At 70.3% G+C, this 24,115-nt stretch carries 21 protein-coding genes; 6 read left to right on the top strand and 15 right to left on the bottom strand.

What is annotated here, in order from left to right; genetic code table 11:
* Positions 1–138: 138 nt before the first annotated feature.
* The gene (gene istB, locus FNH13_RS13105) at positions 139–954 is read right to left on the bottom strand and encodes an IS21-like element helper ATPase IstB (protein ID WP_143783826.1); all 816 of its coding nucleotides are present in this window, start codon (positions 952–954) and stop codon (positions 139–141) included.
* Positions 951–2,516 carry an IS21 family transposase gene (gene istA / locus FNH13_RS13110; RefSeq protein WP_202878778.1) on the bottom strand — a complete coding sequence of 522 codons (1,566 nt, stop codon included), beginning with the start codon at positions 2,514–2,516 and terminating at the stop codon, positions 951–953. Before istA ends, istB begins: the two co-directional genes overlap by 4 nt.
* A gap of 224 nt (positions 2,517–2,740) precedes the next feature.
* Here istA and FNH13_RS13115 point away from each other — a divergent pair, with 224 nt between their 5' ends.
* From FNH13_RS13115 to FNH13_RS13125, 3 genes are all read left to right on the top strand, one after another.
* Entirely contained in the window at positions 2,741–3,421 is a 681-nt protein-coding gene (locus FNH13_RS13115; protein ID WP_143783828.1) for a hypothetical protein, read from the top strand.
* Between the two features lie 35 nt (positions 3,422–3,456).
* Positions 3,457–4,968 carry a phytoene desaturase family protein gene (locus FNH13_RS13120; RefSeq protein ID WP_143783829.1) on the top strand — a complete coding sequence of 504 codons (1,512 nt, stop codon included), beginning with the start codon at positions 3,457–3,459 and terminating at the stop codon, positions 4,966–4,968.
* An 86-nt stretch (positions 4,969–5,054) separates the two neighbouring features.
* Positions 5,055–5,609 (top strand): Uma2 family endonuclease, encoded by a 555-nt coding sequence (locus tag FNH13_RS13125; protein WP_228266395.1) that lies wholly within the window; start codon positions 5,055–5,057, stop codon positions 5,607–5,609.
* A gap of 3 nt (positions 5,610–5,612) precedes the next feature.
* Here FNH13_RS13125 and ffh read toward each other — a convergent pair whose 3' ends face one another.
* Complete coding sequence (gene ffh / locus FNH13_RS13130) at positions 5,613–7,232, bottom strand: signal recognition particle protein (RefSeq protein ID WP_143783831.1); 1,620 nt, start codon at positions 7,230–7,232, stop codon at positions 5,613–5,615.
* Between the two features lie 140 nt (positions 7,233–7,372).
* Between ffh and FNH13_RS13135 the strand changes: the two genes are divergently transcribed.
* Positions 7,373–8,278, top strand: coding sequence for an oxygenase MpaB family protein (locus FNH13_RS13135; RefSeq protein ID WP_143783832.1), 906 nt, complete (start codon positions 7,373–7,375; stop codon positions 8,276–8,278).
* Positions 8,279–8,412: 134 nt separating this feature from the next.
* On the opposite strand, the gene ftsY is transcribed toward FNH13_RS13135, so the two are convergent.
* From ftsY to FNH13_RS13175, 8 genes are all read right to left on the bottom strand, one after another.
* Positions 8,413–9,612, bottom strand: coding sequence for a signal recognition particle-docking protein FtsY (gene ftsY / locus FNH13_RS13140; protein ID WP_143783833.1), 1,200 nt, complete (start codon positions 9,610–9,612; stop codon positions 8,413–8,415).
* 99 nt (positions 9,613–9,711) lie between these two features.
* The gene (locus FNH13_RS13145; protein ID WP_143783834.1) at positions 9,712–9,921 is read right to left on the bottom strand and encodes a hypothetical protein; all 210 of its coding nucleotides are present in this window, start codon (positions 9,919–9,921) and stop codon (positions 9,712–9,714) included.
* Between the two features lie 92 nt (positions 9,922–10,013).
* Positions 10,014–13,589: a chromosome segregation protein SMC gene (smc, locus tag FNH13_RS13150; protein ID WP_143783835.1), complete on the bottom strand. Its 3,576-nt coding sequence runs from the start codon at positions 13,587–13,589 to the stop codon at positions 10,014–10,016.
* Between the two features lie 165 nt (positions 13,590–13,754).
* Positions 13,755–14,036, bottom strand: a complete 282-nt coding sequence (locus tag FNH13_RS13155) for an acylphosphatase (protein WP_143783836.1) — start codon at positions 14,034–14,036, stop codon at positions 13,755–13,757.
* 27 nt (positions 14,037–14,063) lie between these two features.
* Entirely contained in the window at positions 14,064–15,038 is a 975-nt protein-coding gene (gene mutM / locus FNH13_RS13160; RefSeq protein WP_143783837.1) for a bifunctional DNA-formamidopyrimidine glycosylase/DNA-(apurinic or apyrimidinic site) lyase, read from the bottom strand.
* 6 nt (positions 15,039–15,044) lie between these two features.
* On the bottom strand, positions 15,045–15,902 hold the full coding sequence (gene rnc / locus FNH13_RS13165; protein ID WP_143783838.1) for a ribonuclease III: 858 nt from the start codon (positions 15,900–15,902) through the stop codon (positions 15,045–15,047).
* Positions 15,903–15,915: 13 nt separating this feature from the next.
* Positions 15,916–16,110, bottom strand: a complete 195-nt coding sequence (gene rpmF / locus FNH13_RS13170; RefSeq protein WP_143783839.1) for a 50S ribosomal protein L32 — start codon at positions 16,108–16,110, stop codon at positions 15,916–15,918.
* A gap of 1 nt (position 16,111) precedes the next feature.
* The gene (locus tag FNH13_RS13175) at positions 16,112–16,696 is read right to left on the bottom strand and encodes a YceD family protein (RefSeq protein ID WP_165700110.1); all 585 of its coding nucleotides are present in this window, start codon (positions 16,694–16,696) and stop codon (positions 16,112–16,114) included.
* A gap of 283 nt (positions 16,697–16,979) precedes the next feature.
* Between FNH13_RS13175 and coaD the strand changes: the two genes are divergently transcribed.
* Positions 16,980–17,456 (top strand): pantetheine-phosphate adenylyltransferase, encoded by a 477-nt coding sequence (gene coaD, locus FNH13_RS13180; protein WP_143783840.1) that lies wholly within the window; start codon positions 16,980–16,982, stop codon positions 17,454–17,456.
* A gap of 172 nt (positions 17,457–17,628) precedes the next feature.
* On the opposite strand, the gene rsmD is transcribed toward coaD, so the two are convergent.
* From rsmD to FNH13_RS13195, 3 genes are read right to left on the bottom strand one after another with little or no spacing between them, the layout of a single operon-like run.
* Positions 17,629–18,246 carry a 16S rRNA (guanine(966)-N(2))-methyltransferase RsmD gene (gene rsmD / locus FNH13_RS13185; RefSeq protein WP_143783841.1) on the bottom strand — a complete coding sequence of 206 codons (618 nt, stop codon included), beginning with the start codon at positions 18,244–18,246 and terminating at the stop codon, positions 17,629–17,631.
* A gap of 1 nt (position 18,247) precedes the next feature.
* Positions 18,248–20,500 (bottom strand): ATP-dependent DNA helicase RecG, encoded by a 2,253-nt coding sequence (locus FNH13_RS13190; protein WP_143783842.1) that lies wholly within the window; start codon positions 20,498–20,500, stop codon positions 18,248–18,250.
* Positions 20,500–22,254 carry a DAK2 domain-containing protein gene (locus tag FNH13_RS13195; RefSeq protein WP_143783843.1) on the bottom strand — a complete coding sequence of 585 codons (1,755 nt, stop codon included), beginning with the start codon at positions 22,252–22,254 and terminating at the stop codon, positions 20,500–20,502. The genes FNH13_RS13190 and FNH13_RS13195 overlap by 1 nt, the downstream gene beginning before the upstream one ends.
* Before the next feature lie 392 nt (positions 22,255–22,646).
* On the opposite strand from FNH13_RS13195, the gene rpmB reads away from it, so the two are divergent.
* Complete coding sequence (gene rpmB, locus FNH13_RS13200; protein WP_109474765.1) at positions 22,647–22,844, top strand: 50S ribosomal protein L28; 198 nt, start codon at positions 22,647–22,649, stop codon at positions 22,842–22,844.
* A 211-nt stretch (positions 22,845–23,055) separates the two neighbouring features.
* On the opposite strand, the gene thiL is transcribed toward rpmB, so the two are convergent.
* On the bottom strand, positions 23,056–24,090 hold the full coding sequence (gene thiL, locus FNH13_RS13205; RefSeq protein ID WP_143783844.1) for a thiamine-phosphate kinase: 1,035 nt from the start codon (positions 24,088–24,090) through the stop codon (positions 23,056–23,058).
* Between the last annotated feature and the right edge of the window lie 25 nt (positions 24,091–24,115).

Here is a 24,115-nt window from a genome sequence, read left to right on the forward strand (position 1 = left end):
ACGTGCACCTGAGGCCCTTCCCAGGTCCCGGTCTCGCCGTGTTAAGGGACAGTGGGACTTCCCTGTAGGCGGACAGTAGATCTCCTGGTGGGCGGACAGGTTATCTCCCTGTCTGCGGTCAGCTGATCTCCCGGGTTGTTAGGTCGTCAAGGGGATCACCCCGCGTCCCGTGGTGGCCTCGCTCAGGCGTAGTGAGGTGCCCTCGGTGATGATGACGTGGGCGTGGTGCAGGAGCCGGTCGACAGCGGCGGTGGCCAGTGTCTTGGGCATGATCGTGTCGTATCCGGAGGGGTGGATGTTGCTCGTGACCGCCAGTGATCGACGTTCGTAGGTGGCATCGACGAGGCGGTAGAACGCTTCGGCTGCTGCTTGCCCGGAGGGCAGCATCCCGATGTCATCGACGACGACGAGCTCGGCTCGGGTGATGCGGGCCAGGACCTTGCTGATCGACCCGTCGACCGCGGCGCGTCCGATGGTGTTCGTCAACGATTCCAGGGTGAACCAGGACACGCGCATGCCTTCGTCGATGACCTTGTGGGCCAGGGCCTCGACGAAGTGGGTCTTGCCGGTACCCGAGGGGCCACTAATCGCAAGGTTCTCGCCTCGCCCGACCCATTCCAGGGTGGCCAGCCCCGACTGGGTCGGCACCGGGATGGAAGAGTCGGCCTCGCGCCAGGAGTCCAGCGTCTTCCCGGCCGGCAGCCCTGCGGCTTTGCGGCGCATCGCCTTGGTGGCCTCGTCGCGGCCGCGGACCTCCTCATCGAGCAGGACCTTCAGGACCTCGCCGGGGTCCCACCGTTGGGCCTTGGCGGTGGCCAGCACCCCGGGTGCTGCCTCGCGCAGGTAGGGCAGCCGCATCCGACGCAAGAGCTGCTCAAGATCGGCCGGCAGCGGCGGGGAGGCCCCCGGCCCACTCGTCCTGGTGGTCGCCTTGGGCGTGTTCGCAGGGCTCATCGGGTGCTCCCGGTGGCGAACCCGGCCCAGCCGGTGGTGCCCGGTTGGGTCGTGGCGTCCTCGTCGGCGACGACGAGGCCGGCGGTGCTGGTCCCAGCGGCGAGGTGGTCGGCGATACTGGCCAGGTCAGTCTGCCCGAACCGGCCGGCGGCCGCGGCCACCCCGAGGGCGGCGTCGACCCGTTCGGTACCGATCAGCGCAGCGAGCTGGAGCGCGTCGGCCATCTTCGCCCGGATCCGCACCGTCCCGGCCGCGGAGGCCTCCACCAGCCAGGTGCTGGCTCCGTCCCCGAGGTCCAGGAACGCCGCCTCGGCATCGGTACGCGCCTTCGGCTTGGGCACCCGCGGTGCCCCGTCGGGTTCCTGGGGGTGGTCGGGGTAGTGAGCTGGTTCGATCCGCGGGTTGCCCGGGGTGGACGTGGCGTGCCGGGCGACCTCGACCAGCCCGGCCCGCCCATGCGCCCACGACGGTTCGACCGGTAACGCGTCCAGGTCGGCGACGATGACGAGCTCAGTGCCGGCGACCCGGGCCCATACCTGGGTTCCGAGCAGCCCGGGTGGGGTGGAGTAGCGCACCGAGTTGTACCGGATGGTTTGGTCGGTGCTGACCGTGCGTGCCAGGCCGAGGGCCATCGTGTGCGGGCCCGAGGGCAGGGTGTGCAGCCTGGCCCGCTCCAGGGCCAGCGCGTCGGCCGGGATGCGGGCGGACTCGCGGTGCGTGCGCCCGTTGACCTTGGCCATGAACGCCGCGCAGGGTGCTTCCAGCGCGGCGAAGGAGGCGTACGCTTCGAGCAGGTTGGCCTGCGTGGGGACCAGGTCGGCCTTGGCGATCTTGACGGTGGCCTCGGTACCGCCCTTGGACTCGGGGTCGAACGGGACACAGGTGTGCACGGTCGTGCCGTAGCGCCGGGCGACCTTGACCAGCTCAGGGTGGCGCACCGGGACACCGGCGACGTGATCGATCGTGACGGTCTTGGCGTTGTCGGTCAGCACGTACGCCGGGACCCCGCCGATCGTGCGCAACGTGGCATCCAGGCACGCCACCAACGTCGGCAACGTCTGGTCCCACGTCGGGATGACGACCCGGAACCGCGACCAGGCAACCCAGGCACAGAACAACAACGTAGGACGCAGCACCCCGTCCGGGCCGGGCACCTGCGGGCCGGCGCCCCAGTCGAACTGCAACCACAACCCGGGCTCGCTGATCCAGGGCCGGTAGGTGCGCCGGTTCCCCGCCCGCCAAGCCGCTTTGGCGTCGGCGACCGCGCGGCGGGTGGTCCGCTCGGTCCCGCTGAATCCCAGGCCCACGAGGCGGGCGTGGATCACGTCCGCGCGGGCCTTACCTTCCGAGCGGTCGACCCACTCCTCGACCTTGGGAAGGTGCTCATCGATGATCCTTGGCCGCCTACCAGGACCGGTCACCGGTGCCCCGCTGTCGCGGGCCGCGACGTACCGCCGCACCGTCTTGGGGTCCACCCCAGCCAGCTCACCGGCCGAGTGCGCACACTCTGTCGTATCAAACGCTTCCAAAATTTGCATGATCTCCCTGTCAGACTTCTTCATACGTCCCTCCGTGGGGTGCTCGTTGGTGGTCGAAGACCACGAGCACATCCCCGGAGGGACGCTTTCGTCGGGACCGACACGGCCCGGTCCCACAGCCACGGGCAGGGAGATCAGCTGTCCGTCAACAGGGAAGTCCGTGTCCGCCTACAGGGAGGTTGGCATGTCCGCTAGCACGCCGTACACTCTGGTTCCTCGCAGGATGCGAACGAGACCGGAGGAGATCCATGTCGGGCATGCGTGTGCGCGCAGGAGTGCTCCTTCTCGTGCTCGCCGCCGTGACCGCGTGCTCCGACACGCCAGTTGGCCCCGAGGACTCGACGAGCGGCCCACCCGGTCAGGATGCGCCCACTACCGAAGCGGCAAACCCACCAGGACAGGACCAGTCGCTGCCGGAGGTCACCCGCCAGGACATGCTGCAGATCTGGTGGGACGAGCGAGGGCTGGAGGGGCCGCCCGAGCAGGTTGACCTCATCCGCGAGGTCTCCGATACGGAGTACATGCCGGTCCAGGCGGAGTGCCTCACCGCCGTCGGGTTCCCACCTGAGGTCAGTGGCGACTCCTACACCTGGGAGGTCCCGGCGGCACAGTCAGAGGCCTTTACCCTTGCGGACTACCGTTGTGCGGCGCAGTACCCGCGGCTCCTCGCCTACTCACAGCCCTACACCGATGAGCAGATGACCCTCATCTACAACTGGGTCGCGGAGGAGACCATCCCCTGTTATGCCGAGCAGGGTCACCACGTGAGCGGCATGCCCACCCTCGAGTCCTTCCTGGAGCACTACCGCACAACCCAGACCTGGTGGCTGCCGAAGGACGGGATGGACCCCATCACGTTCGAGGAGCAGGAAGCACTGGAGTTGGTGTGCCCGCGGCTACCGCCGCAGGAGGTGCTCTACGGGGAATAGCGGTGACGGCGCTGCCCGACCGATACCGTGACTCCATGAGAGTTGACGCCGTCGTCATCGGAGCCGGCCACAACGGCCTGACCGCCGCCGCCTACCTGGCCAAGGCCGGCCGTTCAGTCCTGATCCTGGAGCGCTCCGAGCACGCCGGCGGGGCCGCGCGCTCTGACCAAGTGTTTCCCGCCCACGATGCCCGCCTGTCGGCATACTCCTATCTGGTCAGCCTGCTGCCTGACCAGATCATCGACGAACTCGGCCTGGACCTGCAGTTGGTCCGCCGCCGGATCAGTTCCTACACACCGGTCGGCGACGGCGGCATTCTGGTCGACAACGGCGACGCGGTCCGCACCGCACGCGACCTCGGGCCCGACGCGCAGGCCTGGGACGACTTCTACGGCATGACGGGCGAGCTCGCCCAGCGGCTCTTCCCCACGGTCACCGAGCCGCTGCGGTCGCGGGACGACGTCCGCTCACTCGTGGGCGACGAGGCGTGGCGGGACATCTTCGAGCGGCCGCTGGGCGAGGCGATCGAGACCCGCTTCACGTCCGACATCGTGCGCGGCATCGTGCTCACCGATGGGCTGATCGGCACCTTCGGCCAGCCGGGCGACGCCGAGCGCCTGATCAACCGGTGCTTCCTCTATCACGTGATCGGCCGCGGCACCGGGGACTGGGATGTGCCGGTCGGCGGCATGGGTGCGGTCACCGACGGCCTGCTGCGCACTGCCCAGGAGTATGGCGCGCAGCTGCGGACCTCCACCACCGTTACCTCGGTCTCCACGAACGGGCGCGAGGCGGTGGTCACCACTGCAGACGGGCTGGAGGTGCGCGCGGGACAGGTCTTCGCCAACTGCGCTCCGAACGTGCTGGACCGACTGCTGGGTGAGACGCCGAGTCGGCCGGAGCCAGAGGGTGCCCAGCTCAAGATCAACATGCTGCTCTCCCGCCTGCCTGCTCTCAAGGACGAGCGCACGACGCCGGAGCAGGCCTTCGCCGGGACGTTGCACATCAACGAGGGCTACGACCAGATCGCGACCGCCTATGCGCAGGCCGCGGCCGGGCAGATCCCGGACGTGCCGCCGTGCGAGGTCTACTGCCACAGCCTGTCCGACGACTCGATCCTCGGGCCCGACCTGGTCGCGTCCGGCGCTCACACTCTGACACTCTTCGGGTTGCACATGCCGGCCCGATTGTTCCGCGAGGACCCGGTCGGTGCCCGGGAGCGTGCCGCGGAGCTGACGATGGCGTCGATCAACTCGGTCCTCGCTGAGCCGATCGAGGACTGTCTGCTCGCTCCTGACACGATCGAAGTGCGCAGCCCGCTCGACGTCGAGGCCTCGGTCGCGATGCCCGGAGGCCACATCTTCCACGGCGACCTGCAGTGGCCCTTCGCCGAGTCGGCGGACGACGTGGGCCGGTGGGGCACCGAGACCCGGCACGCCAACGTCTTCCTGTGCGGGGCCGGGGCGCGGCGCGGTGGCGGCGTCAGCGGGATCCCCGGCCGTGCCGCGGTGGCTGCCGCCCTGGGTGAGGACGAGCTCAGCCGCTGATCGCGCCGGCCTGTGGACAAGTTCTGAGCCAGTCCCCCGACCATGTGTCGCTGGACCACATGAAAGAGAGGGGCATCATGGGACTTATGCCGACGCTGCCGCGGAGCGGCCCACTGACCCTCGAGGACTTCGAGGCGATCCGTGACGTCGACGACGGGCACCGTTACGAACTCATCGACGGGACGCTCGTCGTGACACCGTCACCCGTGCCCGCACACCAGAACGCGGTGCAGGAGCTGTTCTTGCGACTGCACGACACAAAACCAGCTGACATACGGGTCTTCGTCGCGCCACTGGACATCAGGTTTGCAGGCGACACGGTCCTACAGCCTGACGTGCTGGTGGTGCCCAGGTCCGCAGTTGGTGGGCGGCGCATCGAGGGCGACCCACTGCTGGCGGTCGAGGTGCTCTCTCCCAGCACCCGCACCTTCGATCTGGGCGCCAAACTGCTGCGTTATCAGCGGGCCGGCACACCGGCCTACTGGGTCATCGATCCGGATGAGCCCTCGCTGCGCGTCTGGGAACTGCGCGACGACGTCTACGTCGAAGTTGCCCACGTCACCGGCGACGAGGTCGCGAGGCTCTCCCTGCCGTGGCCCATCGAGATCGCCCCCAGCCACCTGGTGGACGACCTGCGCTGAGCGCTACTGGTCCTTGAGGAACTTGTCGAACCCGGCAGGCAGTTTGAGGCTGGACAGGTCCTGCTCCGCGGCATCCTCGCCACCGCCCGGCAGACCGAAGGCGCTGCCCATGGCGTTGCCGCGCGACTCCTCCGCCTTCTGCGCGGCCAGCCGCTCCTGCTCGGCGCGCTTTGCGGGGTTGCCGCTCTTGCCCTTCTTGCTCTGCGGCCCCTTCGCCTTGCCCTTGGCCGCGCCGCCGCCCATGCCGGGCATCCCCGGCATCCCGGGCATGCCGCCGCCCTTGCGCATCTGGCGCATCATCTTCTGCGCCTGACCGAACCGCTCGAGCAACTGGTTGACCTCGGACGGCGAGACACCCGAACCCTTGGCGATGCGGGCCCGCCGCGAGCCATTGATCTGCTTGGGGTGCATCCGCTCGAACGGGGTCATCGAGCGCACCATCGCCTCGACCCGGTCGAACTCCTTGTCGTCCAGCGAGTCCAGCTGGGCCCGCATCTGCTGCATGCCCGGCATCATGCCGAGCATCTGCTTCAGCGAGCCCATCTTCTTGATGGCCTGCATCTGCTCGAGGAAGTCGACGAAGGTGAAGTCCTCCTCGGCCATGAACTTGCGCGCCATCTCGCGCTGCTGCGCCTGGTCAAAGGCCTTCTCGGCCTGCTCGATCAGGGTTAGCACGTCACCCATGTCGAGGATCCGCCCGGCCATCCGGTCGGGGTGGAAGATCTCGAAGTCCTTCACGCCCTCGCCGGTGGAGGCAAACAGGATCGGCTCGCCCGTCACCGTGGCCACCGACAGCGCCGCACCACCACGGGCGTCACCGTCCAGCTTGGTCAGCACCGTGCCGGTGATCCCGACGCCATCGGCGAAGGCCTTGGCGGTGTCCACCGCGGCCTGACCGATCATCGCGTCGATGACGAAGAGGACCTCGTCGGCGTGGGTCTCCATCCGGATGTCGTGCGCCTGGCGCATCAGGTCCACGTCGACGGCCAGGCGGCCGGCGGTGTCGATGATGACCACGTCGTGGTTCTTGTCCCGGGCGTGCGCGACACCGTCGACCGCGACGTCGATCGGGTCGCCGAAGGAGCGGGTCCCCTCCCCCGACTCCAGGGCGGCATCGTGGCCGAACACGTTGCCACGCTCCGGTGCGAAGACCGGCACCCCGGCACGCTCACCGACGACCTCGAGCTGGGTGACAGCGTTGGGTCGCTGCAGGTCGGCGGCGACCAGGAGCGGGGTGTGACCCTGCTCCTTGAGCCAGAAGCCGAGCTTGCCCGCCAGGGTCGTCTTGCCCGAGCCCTGCAGACCCGCGAGCATGATCACGGTCGGCGGGTTCTTGGCCAGGTTGAGGCGCCGCGTCTGACCGCCGAGGATGCTGACGAGCTCCTCGTTGACGATCTTGACGACCTGCTGCCCCGGGTTGAGGGCCTTGGACACCTCTGCCCCGAGCGCCCGGTCCCGCACCTGCCCGGTGAACTGCTTCACTACCGGCAGCGCGACATCGGCGTCGAGCAGCGCCATCCGGATGTCACGGACGGTCTTGTTGACGTCGGTCTCAGACAGGGCACCCTTGCGCTTGAGGTTGCGGAAGGTCTCTGTCAGACGGTCGGAGAGGCTGTTGAACACCCCCACAGGTTAGCTGTTGGCGCCAGTCAGACCGTCCTCGCCGTCTCGTCCCCGAGTCTGGGCACGGCTCATCGTCCGGTGAGACACCTATATCCGTCGCACCGGTGCGACAACCGTGCCCAGGGACCAAGATGGTGTGTATGCCGATCCGTCGCCGACTGTCCGCCTCCCTCCGCCACCGGGTCGCCGGGCCCGACGCCGATCGCAGAGCCGCCGCGATCTGGCTGTCTCCCGGCGAGCGCCGTTTTGCCCCGACCGACCCGATCTGCCGGGTGCACAACCACGCCGCGATGTATGCCGGTGGGTTGCGGGCCCTGCTCCTCCAGTCACTGCACCCGCTGGCCATGGCGGGCGTCGGCGAGCACTCCGGCTATCGGGGCGACCCGTGGGGACGGCTGCAACGCACCAGCGAGTTCATCGCGATGACCACGTTCGGTCCGGTCGACGGGGCGCAGCGCATGGTCGACCACATCAACCGGGTGCACGACACCGTCTCGGGGACGGCACCGGACGGGCGTCCCTACGACGCCCGCGACCCACACCTGCTGAGCTGGGTCCACATCGGGGAGATCGACTCGTTCCTCACGTCCTACCAGCGCTACTCGCGCACGCCACTCACGCCGTCCGACGCAGACACCTATGTGGCTCAGACTGGCTGGGCGGCCAGCGAGCTCGGCGTGACCGACCCGCCCCAGACGGTGGCCGACCTGCAGAGCCAGCTGGCGGCATACCGTCCGGAGCTGCAGGTCACCGATGGCGCGCGGGACGCCGCGGCCTTTCTGTTGCGCGAACCACCGCTGCCGTGGGCAGCCCGTCCGGGCTACTGGATGTTGACTGCCGGGGCGGTCTCGATGCTGCCGGACTATGCGCGGGACATGCTCGGCCTGCGTGTGGGCAAGCGGCTCGACCCGGTGGCCGAGCGGCTGCTGCTGCGACCAGCGGGTCGGGTCGGCACCGCCGCGGTCGGCTGGGCCCTGTCGGAGCCGAACGATCCGCGCAACTCGCCGGAGAGCTCCGCCGTCGCCAATGAGGAAGCCAGCCCATGATGTCGAGTCGGCTTCCGCGACCCGCCCCGGGCCCTGCGAACTCGTCTCCTCGCGGGCCTGTCAGCCGATAGACCCCCTGCATCGGCTTCCGCGACCTGCTCCGGGCCTCGCAAGCTCGTGTCCTCGCAGGCCTGTCAGCCGATGATCGCGTCGACGAACGCTTCTGGGTCGAAGGGCGCAAGGTCGTCCGGCCCCTCGCCGAGGCCGACCAGCTTGACCGGGACGCCGAGACGGCGCTGCACGTTGACGACGATGCCGCCCTTGGCCGTGCCGTCCAGCTTGCTCAGCACGATGCCGGTGATGTTGACCGCCTCGCCGAAAACTTCGGCCTGCCGCATGCCGTTCTGACCGGTGGTGGCATCCAGGACGAGCAGCACCTCGTCGATCGGGCTCTGCTTCTCGATGACCCGCTTGACCTTGGACAGCTCGTCCATGAGGCCAGCCTTGTTGTGCAGCCGGCCGGCGGTGTCGACGATGACGACGTCTGCTTCGTACTCCGTCGCGGACTTCACCGCGTCGAAGGCGACCGAGGCAGGGTCGGCCCCCTCGCGGTCTGAGCGCACCGTCGGCACCCCGACACGCTCGCCCCAGGTCTGCAGCTGGTCGGCCGCGGCGGCGCGGAAGGTGTCCGCAGCGCCGAGGACGACATCCTTGTCCTCGGCCACGAGCACGCGCGCGAGCTTGCCGACGGTAGTGGTCTTGCCGGTGCCGTTGACACCGACGACGAGGATCACCGCGGGACGGTCCCCGACCCGGCTGGCCGCCACACGACGGTCCATGCTCGGGTCGACCAGGGCCAGCAGCTCCTCGCGCAGCCAGCCCTTGACGACCTCCGGGTCGGTGGCACCGTCGACCTGCACCCGGGTGCGCAGCTTGCCCACCAGCTCGTCGGTGGCCTCCACGCCGAGGTCGGCCTGCAGCAGAGTGTCCTCGACGTCTTCCCAGGACTGCTCGTCCAGACCGCCGCTGGACAGCAGCGCCAGCAGGGCGTTGCCGATGGCGTTGTTGGAGCGCGCCAGCCGGGCACGCAGCCGAGCCAGGCGCCCACGTGCCGAGGCAGGCCGCTCCAGGGTGGGAGTGGTCGGCTCGGGCTCGACCTCGACGGCCACGCCCCCGCCGATGTCCTCGACCCCCTCACCTGGGGGTGGCTGCGGCCGGTCACCGTCCGGCTCGACCTCGACCGGCGTGGTCGGGGGTCGCTCGATGGTCGTGGTGTCGCTCTTGCCACCACGCTTGCCGCCCCCGCGCACCAGGCCGACGATCACCGCCAGCCCTGCCAGTGCGACAACGGTCGCTACGACCAGGATCTCCCACAGACTGTCCACGCCGGACATTGTCACAGACTCCGGTGACGGCGCCGACCGGCGGTGGCCCTCAGCGACTGTCGCGCTAGACCACCAGTGCTGCTACCTGCGGACAGAGTGCACGTGCTGCTACTTGCGGACAGAGTGCACGGTCTTGCGGGCCAGGCGCTCGCCACGTCCCCTGAGCTCCTGCTGGCGGCGTCGTGCGCTCGCCAGCATCTCCTCACCTTCGGGGGTGAACAGTTCACGACCGTCTCGTCGGGCCTCCACAGCCACGTATCCGACGACGAGTCCCCCCAGTGCCACGCACACAAGCATGGCCAACACAATCGCGATCATGGTCACAATGCTGCAACGATTTTCAACGGCTGCAAAATCACCGCGCCGTCGACGGAGCAACTGGTGTGACAGAAGTGACGACTCTCACGTCGTCAGGCGGTCTGGGGCTGCACGTCCCGGATCCGCTGGGAGATCACCGTGGTCACGCCGTCCCCCTTCATAGACACGCCATAGAGTGCATCGGCAACCTCCATGGTGCGTTTCTGGTGGGTGATGACGATCAGCTGGCTGGAGTCACGCAGTTCCTCAAAGAGGGTGATCAGCCGGCCCAGGTTGGTGTCGTCCAGGGCCGCCTCCACCTCGTCCATGATGTAGAACGGGCTCGGCCGCGCCTTGAAGATCGACACCAACAGCGCGACGGCCGTCAGCGAGCGCTCACCACCGGACAGCAGCGAGAGCCGCTTGATCTTCTTGCCGGGCGGGCGGGCCTCGACCTCGATGCCAGTCGTCAGCATGTCGTCGGGGTTGGTCAGCGTCAGCCGGCCCTCACCGCCGGGGAACAGGCGGGAGAAGACCCCGGCGAACTGCTCAGCGGTGTCCTCGAACGCCTCGGCGAAGACCCGCTCAACGCGCTCGTCGACGTCCTTGATGATGTCGAGCAGGTCCTCCTTGGAGCGGCGCAGGTCATCGACCTGCTCGGTGAGGAACTTGTGGCGCTCCTCCAGCGCCGCGAACTCCTCCAGCGCCAGCGGGTTGACCCTCCCGAGCGCGTTGAGCTTGCGCTCGGCGCTGCGCAACCGCTTGTCCTGCTCCTCGCGCACGAACGCCTTGGGCTCGGGCAGCGCGTCCGGGTCGTCATCAGGACCGGGGATCGCCGGGATCAGCTGGTGCGGTCCGAACTCCTCGATGAGCGTCTCCGGGTCGATGCCCAGCTCCTCGACCGCCCGGGTCTGCAGTGCCTCGATGCGCAGTCTTTGCTCGGCGCGGGCCACCTCGTCACGGTGCACCGAGTCGGTCAGGTCCCGCAGCTCGTCACCGAGGGTGGAGACCCGGCCCCGGGCCTCACCCAGGCGGGTCTCCCGCTCGGCGGCCTGGGCCCGTGCCTGGTCGCGCACCGTGGCGGCGTCACCCATCAGGGTGCGCACCTCCTCCAGCAGGTATGCCGACCCCTCGGCGACGGCGGTCGCCACCCGGGCGGCGTGGGCTCGCCGCTCGCGCCGGGCTGCGGCCCGTTCCCGGGCGGCAATCTCGGAGCGGGCAGCTGCCTCCAGCGACTCGGCCCTCCCCTGCAGGGCGCGGGCCCGCTCCTCCTGCGTGCGCAGGGAGAGGCGGACCTCGGTCTCCTTGGTGCGTGCTGCGGCGGCCACGGCGGCCAGCCGGTCCCGCTCCTGCGTGCTCGGCTCCTCCTCGCCGGGCTCGGCCTCGGCATCGGCGAGCCGCTGGATGAGACCCTCCAGGTCGGCCCGGCCGCTGTCCAGCGACTTCTCGGCCGTGGTGATCGAGGCGGTGGTGCGCTCGTGCTCGGAGCGGGCTGCCCGCACCGCGGAGCCGAGCTGCCCCAGCTTCTCGGCGACGGCGGCCATCTTGGCGTCGGACTCGTTGAGGCGGTCCATCGCCTGCTCGGCGGCCGCGGCGTGCTGCTCCAGCTCCTGCCGGGCCCGGGACAGCGCGAACGTGGCCTTCTCCCCACGGGCCGCTGCGGCGGAGGCCTCCTGCTGCGCCTCGTCCAGGGCGCTCTGGATCTCCAGCAGGCTCGGCGCGGCCGAGCTGCCGCCGCGGACCCAGCCCGCGGCATACACATCTCCCTCGCGCGTGACCGCGGTGATTTCGTGACGGGAGACCAGATCAGCGGCTGCCGCGTCGTCCTCGACGACCGCGACGCGGTGCAGCAGCAACTCGACTGCAGGGGCTGCGGCGTCGGTGACCGAGACGACCTCGCGCGCCCAGACCGCGCCGACGCCCAGGTCGGGCCAGCCGATGGTGTTGGGGGCGGGAGCGGTCTGCGACACGAGCAGGGCCGCCCGGCCCTGATCCGCGGACCGCAGGCTGGCGACCGCGTCGCGGGCGTGGTCGAGGGACTCCATGACCAGTCCGTCGCCGGCCCAGCCCAGCGCTGCGGCGATGGCGGCCTCATAGCCGTGGGTGACGGTCACCGCGCTGGTGACCGTGCCGACCACACCGCGACCATCGGCCGTGGCCAGCAGGGCAGCCGCACCGTCCTTGCGGCGCAGGCTGAGCTCCAGCGCCTCGCACCGAGCGGTCAGGCTGGCCCGCTGGGACTCGGCAGCGCGGACCTCGTCGGTGAGGCGCTCGACCTCCGCGGCCGCCGTGGTGCGGGCGGCCTCAGCAGTCTCATACTCCTGGTCCAGGCCCTCCTCACCCTCCTCGACGTCCAGGACGCGTCCCTCGAGGGCGGCGAACTCCTGCTCGGCGGCAGTCGCCCGGGCGGCGATGGACTCCAGCGCGGCGCGGAGCCGGCCGATCTCGGCCTCCCCTGCCTCCTGCCGGCTGCGGGCCGCGGCCACCTTGCCGGAGAGCCGGGCCAGACCCTCCCGCCGGTCGGCGGCGGCCCGGGCCAGGCGGGTCAGACGCTGCTGCTCGTCGTGGTGGGCCGCCTCGGCGTCACGCCGGGCCTGCTCGGCGGCCTGGAGCGCCTCACCAATGCCGGCGACCTCCTCGGCCAGGGTCTGCTCCTGCTCTCGCAAGGCGACCGCCTGAGCGCGCAGCTTGTCGGGGTCGCGTCCCTCACCAGGGCCGCCGGACGCCTCCTCCTCGCTCTCGCTGGCCAGCAGCCGCACCCGCTCGCGGGCCAGGTCGGCGGTGGCTGACGTGCGCTCGACCAGCGCCGAGAGTGCATAGAACTGGTCCTGCGCGGCATTGAGTGCCGGGGCGGCCTCGGCGGCCTCGGCCTCCAGCTCGGTCACCGTCGACTGGGCTGCGGCGAGCGACTGTTGCATGGCGGCGCGCCGGTTGATCATCGCGGTCTCGTCGGCGAGCTCCTGCTCGAGGGTGCTGGTGAGCTGGACCAGGTCGTCGGCCAGGATCCGCAGGCGGGCATCACGCACGTCAGCCTGGATGCTGGCCGCCCGGCGCGCCGTCTCGGCCTGGCGGCCCAGGGGTCCAAGCTGCCGGCGGATCTCTGAGGTCAGATCGCCGAGCCGAGTGAGGTTGCCCTCCATCGTCTCCAGCTTGCGCAGCGCCTTCTCCTTGCGCTTGCGGTGCTTGAGGACTCCGGCGGCCTCCTCGATGAAACCGCGGCGCTCCTCGGGGGTTGCCCGCAGCACCGCGTCGAGCTGGCCCTGGCCGACGATGACGTGCATCTCGCGACCGATGCCGGAGTCGGACAGCAGCTCCTGGATGTCGAGCAGTCGGCAGGACGTGCCGTTGATGGCGTAGTCGGAGCCGCCGTTGCGGAACATGGTCCGCGAGATGGTCACCTCGGAGTAGTCGATCGGCAGCGCACCGTCGGTGTTGTCGATCGTCATCGTCACCTCGGCACGGCCCAGCGGGGCCCGACCGGACGTGCCGGCAAAGATGACGTCCTCCATCTTGCCGCCGCGCAGAGACTTGGCTCCCTGCTCCCCCATCACCCAGGCCAGGGCGTCGACGACGTTGGACTTGCCGGAGCCGTTGGGACCGACGATGCAGGTGATGCCCGGCTCCAGCCGCAGCTTGGTCGCCGAGGCGAACGACTTGAACCCCTTGAGGGTCAGGCTCTTGACATACACGTGTTGGGGCAGCTCCTGGTGCGACGACTTCCGGTCACTGTACCGGCGGGGCGCCCCGATCCCCCGCACCTTGAGAGGAACGCTTCAGGGGAATACTCGGCGAGGCGCCTCGGTGGCTGCACGCGTGCAAGTGGATGCATCCTTGACGGAGTTGTCGCGGTGATCTCAGCGCTCGCGGAAACCGGTCAGGTCGGCCGCGGGGTCGCGCCACTGCACGGTGATTCCTGAGACGTGCCCGGGCCGGCTGCGCAGCGAGGTCTCCTCCCCGAGCAGCTTGATGAGCGCCTGGACTGACTCCTTGTCTCCCTGGGCATTGACCTCCACGCGCCCGTCCGGCAGGTTGCGGGCGTGCCCCACCAGGCCGAGCTCCAGCGCACGAGATCGCATCCACCAACGGAACCCCACGCCCTGCACCCGGCCCCGCACGAAGATCAGTGCCCGCACCATGGCGCAAGTGTAGGGAGGTGGCCCACGTCAGCTCGCGCGAGCCACCCGGGGCCGGGGTTGGCAGCGCGGGCAGTAGTGCGAGGACCGGTTCATGAACGACTCTCGCCGGATCGGGGTGCCACACCGGTCACACGGCTCACCCTCGCGGCCGTAGGCGTGCAGCGACCGGTCGAAGTAGCCGCTGGCCCCGTTGACGTTGACATAGAGCGCGTCGAAGCTCGTGCCGCCCTGGCCCAGCGCCTCGCGCATCACCGCGGCGGCGTGGTCCAGCACCCGGGCGATCGTCGGCTTGGTGAGGACGGACGTGTCCCGCAGCGGGTTGACGTGGGCGCGCCAGAGCGCCTCGTCGGCATAGATATTGCCGATGCCGCTGACCCGCCCCTGGTCCAGCAGCGCGCGCTTGATAGCCGTATGCCGACCCTTGAGTTCCCGCACCACGGCCCGTTGGTCGTAGACCGGCTCGAGCGGGTCTGGCGCGATGTGCCCCACGGGGAGTGGCACGCCATGGAGGTGATGGGTCGAGGCGTGCGGAGTCGGGGGGTGGTGGGTCGGGGCGTGGGGAGTCGGGGGGTGGAGGGTCTGCGTCAGGTGACTGCCGGCATACGGATCCGGGATCAGCTCGGTCAGCGCGAGGCCGCCGAAAGTGCGCTGGTCGACGAACCGGAGCTGGGGGCCGCCGTCGGCGAAGTCGAAGGACGCGTGCAGGTGCTTCTCGCGCGGCGCGTCGGAGGCCTCGACCAGCAGCTGGCCGCTCATCCCGAGGTGGACAACGAGGGCGTGCGGGTCGTCGCCGGGGGCCTGCACGACGAGCCAGAGGTACTTGCCACGCCGGTCGGCGGCCAGGACGTCGACACCGGCGAGCCGGGCGGCCAGGTCGGCGGGTCCGGCGTCGTGCCGGCGAGCCACCCGGGTCCCGGTGATCGTGGCGGCCTCGATGCGGCGGCCGACGACATGGTCGGCCAGTCCGCGGCGGACGACCTCAACCTCCGGCAGTTCCGGCACGGCGGGTCAGGCGGAGGGCGCGGTGTCGGAGTCCGGCTCGGTGCTCGCGCCAGCCCCGTCGGCGCCGACCGCGGCCTGCTCAACCTCGGCGTCCTCGACGGCGGTGGCGCGCTCGGTCAGCACCTTCCACGCGGCCTCGGCGGCCTTCTGCTCGGCGGCCTTCTTGCTGCGGCCCACGCCGGTGCCAAGGACCTCGCCCTCGACAACTGCGGTCGCGGTGAAGACCTTGTCGTGGTCCGGGCCCTCCTCGACGATCTGGTAGTTCGGGCTCACCGGCGCCTCGGCGGAGGCGAGCTCCTGCAGGCTGGTCTTCCAGTCCAGGGCCGCGCCCAGGTTGGCGGTGTGCGCCATCAACGGGTCGAGCAGGTGGTGGACGAAGGCGTCAGCCGCCTTCAGCCCCACGGAGACATAGACGCAGCCGATGACCGCCTCGGTGGTGTCGGCCAGGATGGAGGCCTTGTCCCGCCCGCCGGTGGCCTCTTCCCCCCTGCCGAGCAGGATGTAGTCACCCAGTCCCATGGTCCGAGCCACGTCGGCCAGGGCGCGGGAGTTGACGACCGCAGCCCGCAGCTTGGCGAGCTGCCCCTCAGGGAGGTCGGGATTGCGGCGGAAAAGAGTGTCGGTGACGACCAGGCCCAGCACCGAGTCCCCCAGGAACTCCAGACGCTCGTTGTGCGGCAGGTTGCCGTTCTCGTAGGCGTAGGACCGGTGGGTCACGGCACGGCGAAGCAGCGCCTCGTCGCAGACGTGCCCGACCACCCCGGTGAGGTAGTCAGACAGGCCTGCGAGGGGACGCTGCTCGCCGTGGACAGGCTCGGGTGGTGCGGGACTGGTGCCCGCCGCGGAGCCGGTGCTCGACGTCATACCGACAGGAGACTCAGCCCTGGTGCTCGGTGCGCTCGGCGGCCTCGTAGTGGCGACCCGCGTAGGTGCCACAGGACGGGCACGCCATGTGAGGCTGCTTGAACTCCTTGCACTGGGGGCAGGTGCTCACCGCAACCGGTGACGCCTTCCAGTTGGCACGGCGGGAACGGGTGTTGGAGCGGGACATCTTCCGCTTCGGGACAGCCACGTCAGTTCCTCTTCTTCTCGTCGTCGGTGCCCGGCTGGGCGAGGTCGGCCAGTGCCGACCACCGTGGATCAATCACGTCATGGTGGTGGTCCGGGTCGTCCTCCAGGCGCGCCCCGCACTCGGGGCACAGTCCCGGACAGTCGTCCCGGCACACCGGTTGGAACGGCAGGGCGGTCACCACTGCGTCCCGAACCAGTTCCTCGAGGTCCATCAGGTCGTCCTCGAGTTCATGCACATCGTCCTGCTCGTCCTGCTCGGGCGCCACCTGGTGGTGATGCGCCGCACGCTCGCGATAGACGAACAGCTCCTGGAAGGTGACATCGACCGGCAGGTCAAGGTCGTCCAGGCACCGCACGCACACCCCGGTCGCTGAGGCTCTGACCGATCCGGTGGCCAGGACACCCTCCATCACGGACTCCATCCGCAGATCAAGGTCGACCGGGTCCCCGGGCTTGATCGCGATGACGTCCGTGCCGATCTGGTCCGGAGCCGTCACGACCCGTGAGGTCTCCTTCATAGCGCCCGCCCGGCGGACGAGCTCCCGGGTGTCAAATACCCAGGGGCTCGCGGCGTCCTGCGTTGCCATGTCGTCCCTCGCGTGTCGTGTGGATCGGCCTGGACCCCACAGGGACACAGACCGACACACTAGGTTAGCCGAGCGGTCGGGCGCCCAACAAATCAGCGGGCCAGACCAACATGTCAGCCAGCCAGAACCACCGACTCCTCAGCCGCGCGCACTCCTCAGCCACGCCCGCATTCCTCGGCCACGCGCACTCCTCGGCCGCTCGCACTCCTCGGCCGTGCCCGCATTCCTCAGCCGCGCCCGCACTCCTCGGCCACGCCCGCTGGAGGGCCGATAGGTTGGCACTATGAGTCGCTGCCTCTGCCCCGGGTCCTACGACCCGGTCACCAACGGCCACCTGGACATCATCGTGCGCGCTGCCGCACTCTACGACGAGGTTGTCGTGGGGGTGCTCCACAATCCCTCCAAGTCAGGCCGCTTCCCGGTGGAGCAACGGATCGAGTTCATCCGCCAGGCGCTGCCCGACGACCTGTCGGTGCGGGTCGAGGCCTTCGGCGGGCGGTTGCTGGTCGACATCGCCCAGGACCTCGGGGCCACCGCGATCGTCAAGGGACTGCGCGGGGGCACCGACTTCGCCTACGAACTGCCGATGGCGCTGATGAACCGTCACCTGACCGGCGTGGAGACCGTCTTCCTCCCCGGGGATCCCGCGTTGGAGCACGTGTCCAGCTCCCTGGTCACAGAGGTGGCGACATATGGCGGGGACGTCACCGGACTGGTCCCTGACCACGTGCGCGACGCGCTGGTCGCCCGGCGCGGCTGACGGCTGCACCCACGATTTCCGGCATACCTCTCACGATTGGGGTGCAGGACCGGTCACCCGTGACCGGTCCTGCACCCCAATCACAGCCGACCGTGAGCGCTCAGGGGGACGGGTTTCGGCAGGAGCGGCCCCATCCCGGCGAAGGCAGGCGACATGCCGCTGCCTCCGGGCGTTAGCTGCCTGTGCTCGCCGGGCTGGCGTCGGGGGCGGGGTCGCTCTCGTCGGGGTCGCCGCTGGGCTCAGCCAGGTGGATCGCGGTCTCCCCGTAGGTCCGTGACCTGATGGCGGAGAGGCCCTCGGGCCAGGTCGGCTCGGGCGAGCGCGCCGAGCGCTCCACGACGACGAGCGCGTCGCGACTGAGCCAGTCCTGGGCGACGAGCAGCCCGAGGGTGTGCGCCAGGTTCTCCTCACCAAGCGGATAGGGCGGATCGAGCAGCACCAGGTCGAAAGCCTCTCCGCCGGGGCCGCGTTCGAGCACGCGATCAACCTTCTCGGCGCGGACCCGCGCCCCGCGCAGCCCGAGCTCGGACACGTTGTTCTCGATCAGCCGGGCGGTCCTGCGGTCCGCCTCCACCAGGAGGACGGACTCGCCCCCTCTGCTCACTGCCTCCAGACCGAGGGCGCCGGACCCGGCATACAGGTCGAGCACCCGTGCCCCGGTGAGGTCGAAGAGCGACTCGATGCGGGAGAAGATCGCTTCTCGCACCCGGTCGGTGGTGGGCCGGGTGTCCGCTCCGCGGGGGGTGGCCAGGGTCCGGCCGCCGAACTCTCCGGCGATGATGCGGGTCACCTCAGCCACGCTCCAGGAAGGCAGCGCGCTCGGCGTCGAGGCGGTCCAGCTCGTCGCGCAGCGCCGGGTGGTCCTGCAGGTCCGGATCGTCGCCGACGACCTGCCAGGCGTCCTCGTGGGCCTTGACGATCAGGTCCTCGTCCCGGCTCAGCCGCAGCATCCGCAGACTGCTGCGCGAGCCGGACTGGCTGGCCCCCAGCACGTCGCCCTCGCGGCGCTGCGCCAGGTCGAGTCGGGCCAGCTCGAAACCGTCGGTCGTGGAGGCGACCGCCTCCAATCGCTCCAGCGCCTGTGACTCGCCGTCCTGGCACATCAGCAGGCACAGGCCCGGTTTGGTGCCGCGCCCGATCCGGCCGCGCAGCTGGTGCAGCTGGGAGATGCCGAACCGGTCCGCGTCAACCACCACCATCTGGGTCGCGTTGGGCACATCGACGCCCACCTCGATGACGGTCGTGGCCACGAGCACATCGATCTCGGCCCTGCCAAAGGAGCGCATGATCGCGTCCTTCTCCTCCGGCTGGAGCCGACCGTGCAGTATGCCGATCCGCAGCTTGCTCGTCACCTCCAGCTCGCGCAGAGCCCGGGCGACCTGGAAGACCCCGTGCAGCTCGACCTTGCCGGAGGCCTCCTCGTCCACGACGGCCCCGCCCGACAGCAGGTCGTCAGAGCCGGGCTCGTCCCGGTCCTCGGGGGTGATCGGCCCACCGGGCCCGGTCGTGGTGCCGTCGGGGAGGTCCGGGTCGTCCTGCTGACCGATCCGGGGACACACGACATAGACCTGGCCGCCCTTGGCGACCTCCTCGGCGACGCGCTCCCAGGTGCGCTGCACCCAGGTCGGCTGGTTGCCGCGGACCACGTGGGTAGTGATCGGCTGCCGGCCGCGGGGCAGCTCGGTCAGCGTGGAGGTCTGCATATCCCCGAAGACGGTCATCGCGACCGTGCGTGGGATCGGGGTGGCGGTCATGACCAGCGTGTGCGGCGAGGCGCCCTCCACCTTGGCCCGCAACGCGTCGCGCTGCTCGACCCCGAAGCGGTGCTGCTCGTCCACGACGACCAGTCCGAGATCGGCGAACTGCACGTGCTCCTGGATCAGGGCGTGCGTGCCGATGACGATGCCGGCCTCACCGCTGGCGGCCAGCAGCAGGTTGGCCCTGCGGTCGGCGGCGGACTGGCTGCCGGTCAGCAGGGCGACACGGGTGCCGTCGGTGGCACCGCCCAGCATCCCGGTCTCGGCCAGGGGCCCGAGCATCGCCGACATGGAGCGGTGGTGCTGGAGGGCGAGCACCTCGGTGGGGGCCAGCACCGCGGCCTGTGCTCCGGCGTCGATGGCGGTGAGGATGGCCAGCAATGCCACCACGGTCTTGCCCGAGCCGACCTCACCCTGCAGCAGACGGTGCATCGGCACGGTGCTGTCCAGGTCGGACACGATGTCGGCCAGCACGCTCTCCTGTCCGTCGGTGAGCGCAAAGGGCAGACGCTGCCGGAACTGGTCGGCCAGCCCACCCGGCACGGGACCGCGTGGCACTGCGGGGACGGCGTCGGAGGAGTGCCGCATCCGCGCGAGGGCCGCCTGCAGGACGAACGCCTCCTGGAACTTCATCCGCCACCGCGCACGGACGTGCTCCTGGGTGCTGCGCGGCTGGTGCAGCATCGTGTAGGCGTTGCTCAGGGGCGGGAGACCGTGCTTGGCACGCACCTGGACAGGAATCGGGTCGGGGACGTCATCCACCGCATGCAGCACCAGGTCGACCGCCGCCGCGACCCTCATCGAGGTCATCTTGGGGATCTGGCTGTAGACCGGGATCGGACCCTCGCCGAAGGTGCTGCTCGCCTCGGCCCCGGCGCGCAGCGCCTCATACTCCGGGTGGGCCAGCTGGCGGCGGCCGCCGTAGGTGCTGACCGTGCCGCTGACGAGCACCCGGCGTCCCGGCACCAGGGCGCTCTCGTGCCCGTAGGCGGAGAAGAACGTGAGCTCGAGAAGGTTGCCGGAGCCGTCCTCGATCGTGGCGATCAGCATGCTGCCGCGGCGCTGGCGCATCCGCCGCGTCACGGCGGACTTCACGTCCGCGAGAATCACGACATACTCCCCGTCGTGCAGGGCGGAGAAGTCGCTCGGGCGGGTCGGGTCGAGATAGGTGCGCGGCCAGAAATCCAGGAGGTCGCGCACCGTGACCAGGTCACGCTTGGCCAGCGGCGCAGCGGTCTTGCCCACCAGGGAACGCAGCTTGACGTCCAGTGTGGGGAGCTCGGCCATCACTCGGCGCCCAGCAACCAGGGGTAGGCAGGCTGTCCGCCGTCGAGCCAGAGCACCTCGACACCGGGGTGGGCCGCCTCGATCGCCCCCACCACCTGGTCCATGCTGGTGCGTGCTGCCTCGTCGGCCCCTGCTCCCCGCACGACGGTCAGCAGCTCGGTCTGGTCGGTGACCAGCCGGGCCAGGAGTCTGGTCGCGGCCTTGGTGGCGTCGTCGTCGATCACCACGATCTGACCGTCCAGCAACCCGAGGGCCTGGCCCGCGCGACAGGGGCCGGCCCCGGTCTGGGCGTCCCGGGAGGCCACCGTCAGCTCCGCGTGGACGGTCGCGCCTGCGGCCTCACTCATCGTCGTGAGTGTCTCTGGCAGCGTCGCCCCAGGGTCGAAGACGGCCAGCGCCGCGAGGCCCTGGACGGCGGCCCGGCTGGGCACCACCTCCACGGTCAGGCCCTCCTCTCGGGCGGCGGCGGCTGCGGCCTGCGCCGACATCAGGACGTCGCCGTCGTTGGGCAGCACCACCACGCTGTGCGCCGGGACCGCCCAGATCGCGTTGAGCAGTTGACCGGTCGAGGCGCGGGCCCCGGCGGCGGAGCGCACAACAGTCGCCCCAGCCTGCTCGAACAGCTCCAGGAGACCCTCCCCGCCAGCGCAGGCGACGACCCCGACGCTGGCCCGCGGCCGTGCGTCAGCGGTGGGTGCGCTCGCGTCCGCCCGCACCAGCTCCTCGATGCGCACCTGGTCGATCTGACCGGCCATCGTGCCGGCCTCCACCGCGACCTGGGGGTCGTCGAGGTGCACGTGCACGCGCCAGTCCTGCGGTCCGCCGACCACCAGGACCGAGTGGCCCACCTGCTCCAGGTGTGCCCGCAGATGTCCCACCCGGTCCTCGTCGGACTGGGACAGCAGATACATCACCTCGTAGGCGCCTTCGCCGTCACCATCGCCTGCGCAGCCCGCCGGAGGCAGCACGGCGCCCTCGCGGAACCAGGGGCTGTCGCTGGCGTCCGAGCCGGCATGATCGTCGGTGAGCACCCGGTGGAGCGCTTCGAGAACGATCACCAGGCCAGCGCCTCCCGCGTCGACGACGCCGGCCCGGCGCAGGGCAGGCAGTTGGGACTGGGTGTGCTCGAGGGCCGACCGGGCGGCCGCCAGCGCTGCGGCGCTCACCCCGGCAGGATTGGCTCCGGCCGCGGCCGCCTCGCGGGCCGCGCTGGCCGCCGCCCGGGACACCGACAGGATCGTGCCCTCAACGGGAGAGGAGACGCCGGCCCAGGCGAGGTGGTCCGCACGGGTGAACGCCTCAGCCAGCAGCTGCGCCCCAACCTCACCGATGACACCACCGGGTCCGGCGTCGGCGTCCGCGCCACCGGCCTCTGCGTCGCCGCCCTCTGTATCACCGGCCTCTCCAGCGTCACCGGCCTTCGCGGCAGCCTCGTGCAGACCTCGCGCCAGTTGGCTGAGGATCACGCCCGAGTTGCCCCGTGCGGAGAGCAGCATGCCGCGCGCGAGCAGTGCCAGACCCTGGACCAGGCTGATCTCACCGCCGTGGGTCGCGTGGTGTCCCCGCAGCACGTCGAGGGCCCCGTCGAACGTGAGGAACATGTTGGTCCCCGTGTCGCCGTCCGGGACCGGGAAGACATTGAGCGCGTCGATCTGGGTGCGGGCCTCAGCCAGGCCTACGCGTGAGGCGAGCGCCCACCGGCGGGCTGCCGCCAGGTTCAGAGGCACCTCGACCGGACTGCGGGGCGAACTCACCTGGCTCTGGTCCTCTCGGGTGCTGACTCCTGCGGGCTGGGGAGGCCCTCATCACGGCTACCAGCAGGTTATCGTCAGCCCCCGACATCGGCGCGCACCTGTCCACATCTGCGTGCCGCCACACTCACCTCGGTGAGCGGTCTAGTCCACCCACGTGCTGCCCTGCTCCCGGGGCCACACGCCGCCTCGGTGAGCTGCCCGGCACACCGACGTGCCGGCATACCGGGCCTCGTGATCGTGGCTGCAGGACAGGGTGAGACGCCCGTTTTGGCGGGGTGGGCTGACGTCGGCTATTCTTGACCGGTTCCCCGATGACGTGTGTGGTTTGCCTCTGCGCTGCCACAGATGATTGGGGCACTCGCCCGATACATCATTCGACCTCAGGAGACACCGTGGCTGCCACTTGCGACGTCTGCGGCAAGGGACCGAGCTTCGGTCACAGCATCTCGCACTCCCACCGCCGCACCAAGCGCCGTTGGAACCCGAACATCCAGCGCGTCCGGGCCCTCGTCGGCCCCAAGGGCGTGACCCCCAAGCGCGTCAACGTGTGCACCTCCTGCCTCAAGGCTGGCAAGATCACCACTCGCTGACTCCTCGCGGCCAGCGGCCGCACATGACAAGCCGGACTCCTCCGTGGAGGCCGGCTTTTGTCATGCCTGCACTGGGCTGGTGGGGTCGGCCGCGCCGAACCTCCCCCAGCAGGTGGTGAGGGCGTACGAAACCTCTCGCAAGATGGGTGATGCGCCGACGAGACCTCTCTCAAAATGGGTGATGCGCCGACGAAACCTCTCGCAAAATGGGTCAGCCCCCGAAGTGGTCCCAGCCGCCGCCGGTGGTGCGCTCTCCGCGCCACCACACCCCTGGTCCCGCGGTCCCTGCCTCTGCGGTGTGCCCGACGACGGTCCAGCCTGGCGGCACCGTCCCGACGGGGAAGGTCGCCAGAAGTGAGTGCTCCTCGCCGCCGGTGAGGACGCAGTCCAGGGCGGGCGCACTGCCCAGCTCGGAGACGAACTCCTCTGCCAGGGCCCCGATCGCCGCCTCATCAAGGTCGATCCGCACGGTGCTGGCGGTGGCGATGCGGCCACCGTCACGCACCAGGCCGTCGGAGACGTCCAGCATGGCGGTGGCCCCGGCTGCCGCAGCTGCCGGGCCCTGACTCAGGTCGGGGTCCGGGCGGCGGTGGTAGGCCACCCAGCCTGCAGCCGGTCCCGCACCCGGTCCCGCACCCAGCCCCGTATGCCGGCCCGACGGCGACCCATCGGTCCCACTGCGCCGCAGGACCTCCAGCCCTGCAGCCGACCGACCCAGTGAGCCGGACACGGCGACCTCCTGGCCCGGCTCGGCACCAGAGCGCAGCACCGCCCGGCCCCCCGGCACCTCCCCCAGCGCAGTGACGGACACCGCCACGGCGCCGTCGGAGGAGGAGAGGTCTCCACCGATCACCGGCACCCCCGTGGCCGCCGAGATCTCCGCGATGCCGGCCGTCAGGTCACGGGCCCACCGGGCAGGTAGTGCGCCGGGCGCGATCAGGGTGACGAGCAGACCGGTGCCCACCCCACCCATCGCCGCCAGGTCGGCAAGGTTCTGCATGACGACCTTGACCCCCACGTCGTGGGCCGAGGACCACTCGTCGAGCCAGTCCCGCCCGCGCACCATCGCGTCGGTGGTCGCGAGGACCGGGCCGGAGACGGCCAGCAGGGCCGTGTCGTCGCCGGGTCCGACCAGCACCGAGTCCGTGGTGGTCAGCGTCGCAAAGATGTCCTTGAGGACCCCTGCCTCACCCAGCTCCCCCAGGGTCTGCGACCCCCCGGCCCCCGACTCTTCGGAACCCGACATGCCAGACCTCCTCCCGCATCGCGTC

The sequence above is a fragment of the Ornithinimicrobium ciconiae genome, from assembly GCF_007197575.1.
GTDB classification, from domain to species: domain Bacteria; phylum Actinomycetota; class Actinomycetes; order Actinomycetales; family Dermatophilaceae; genus Ornithinicoccus; species Ornithinicoccus ciconiae.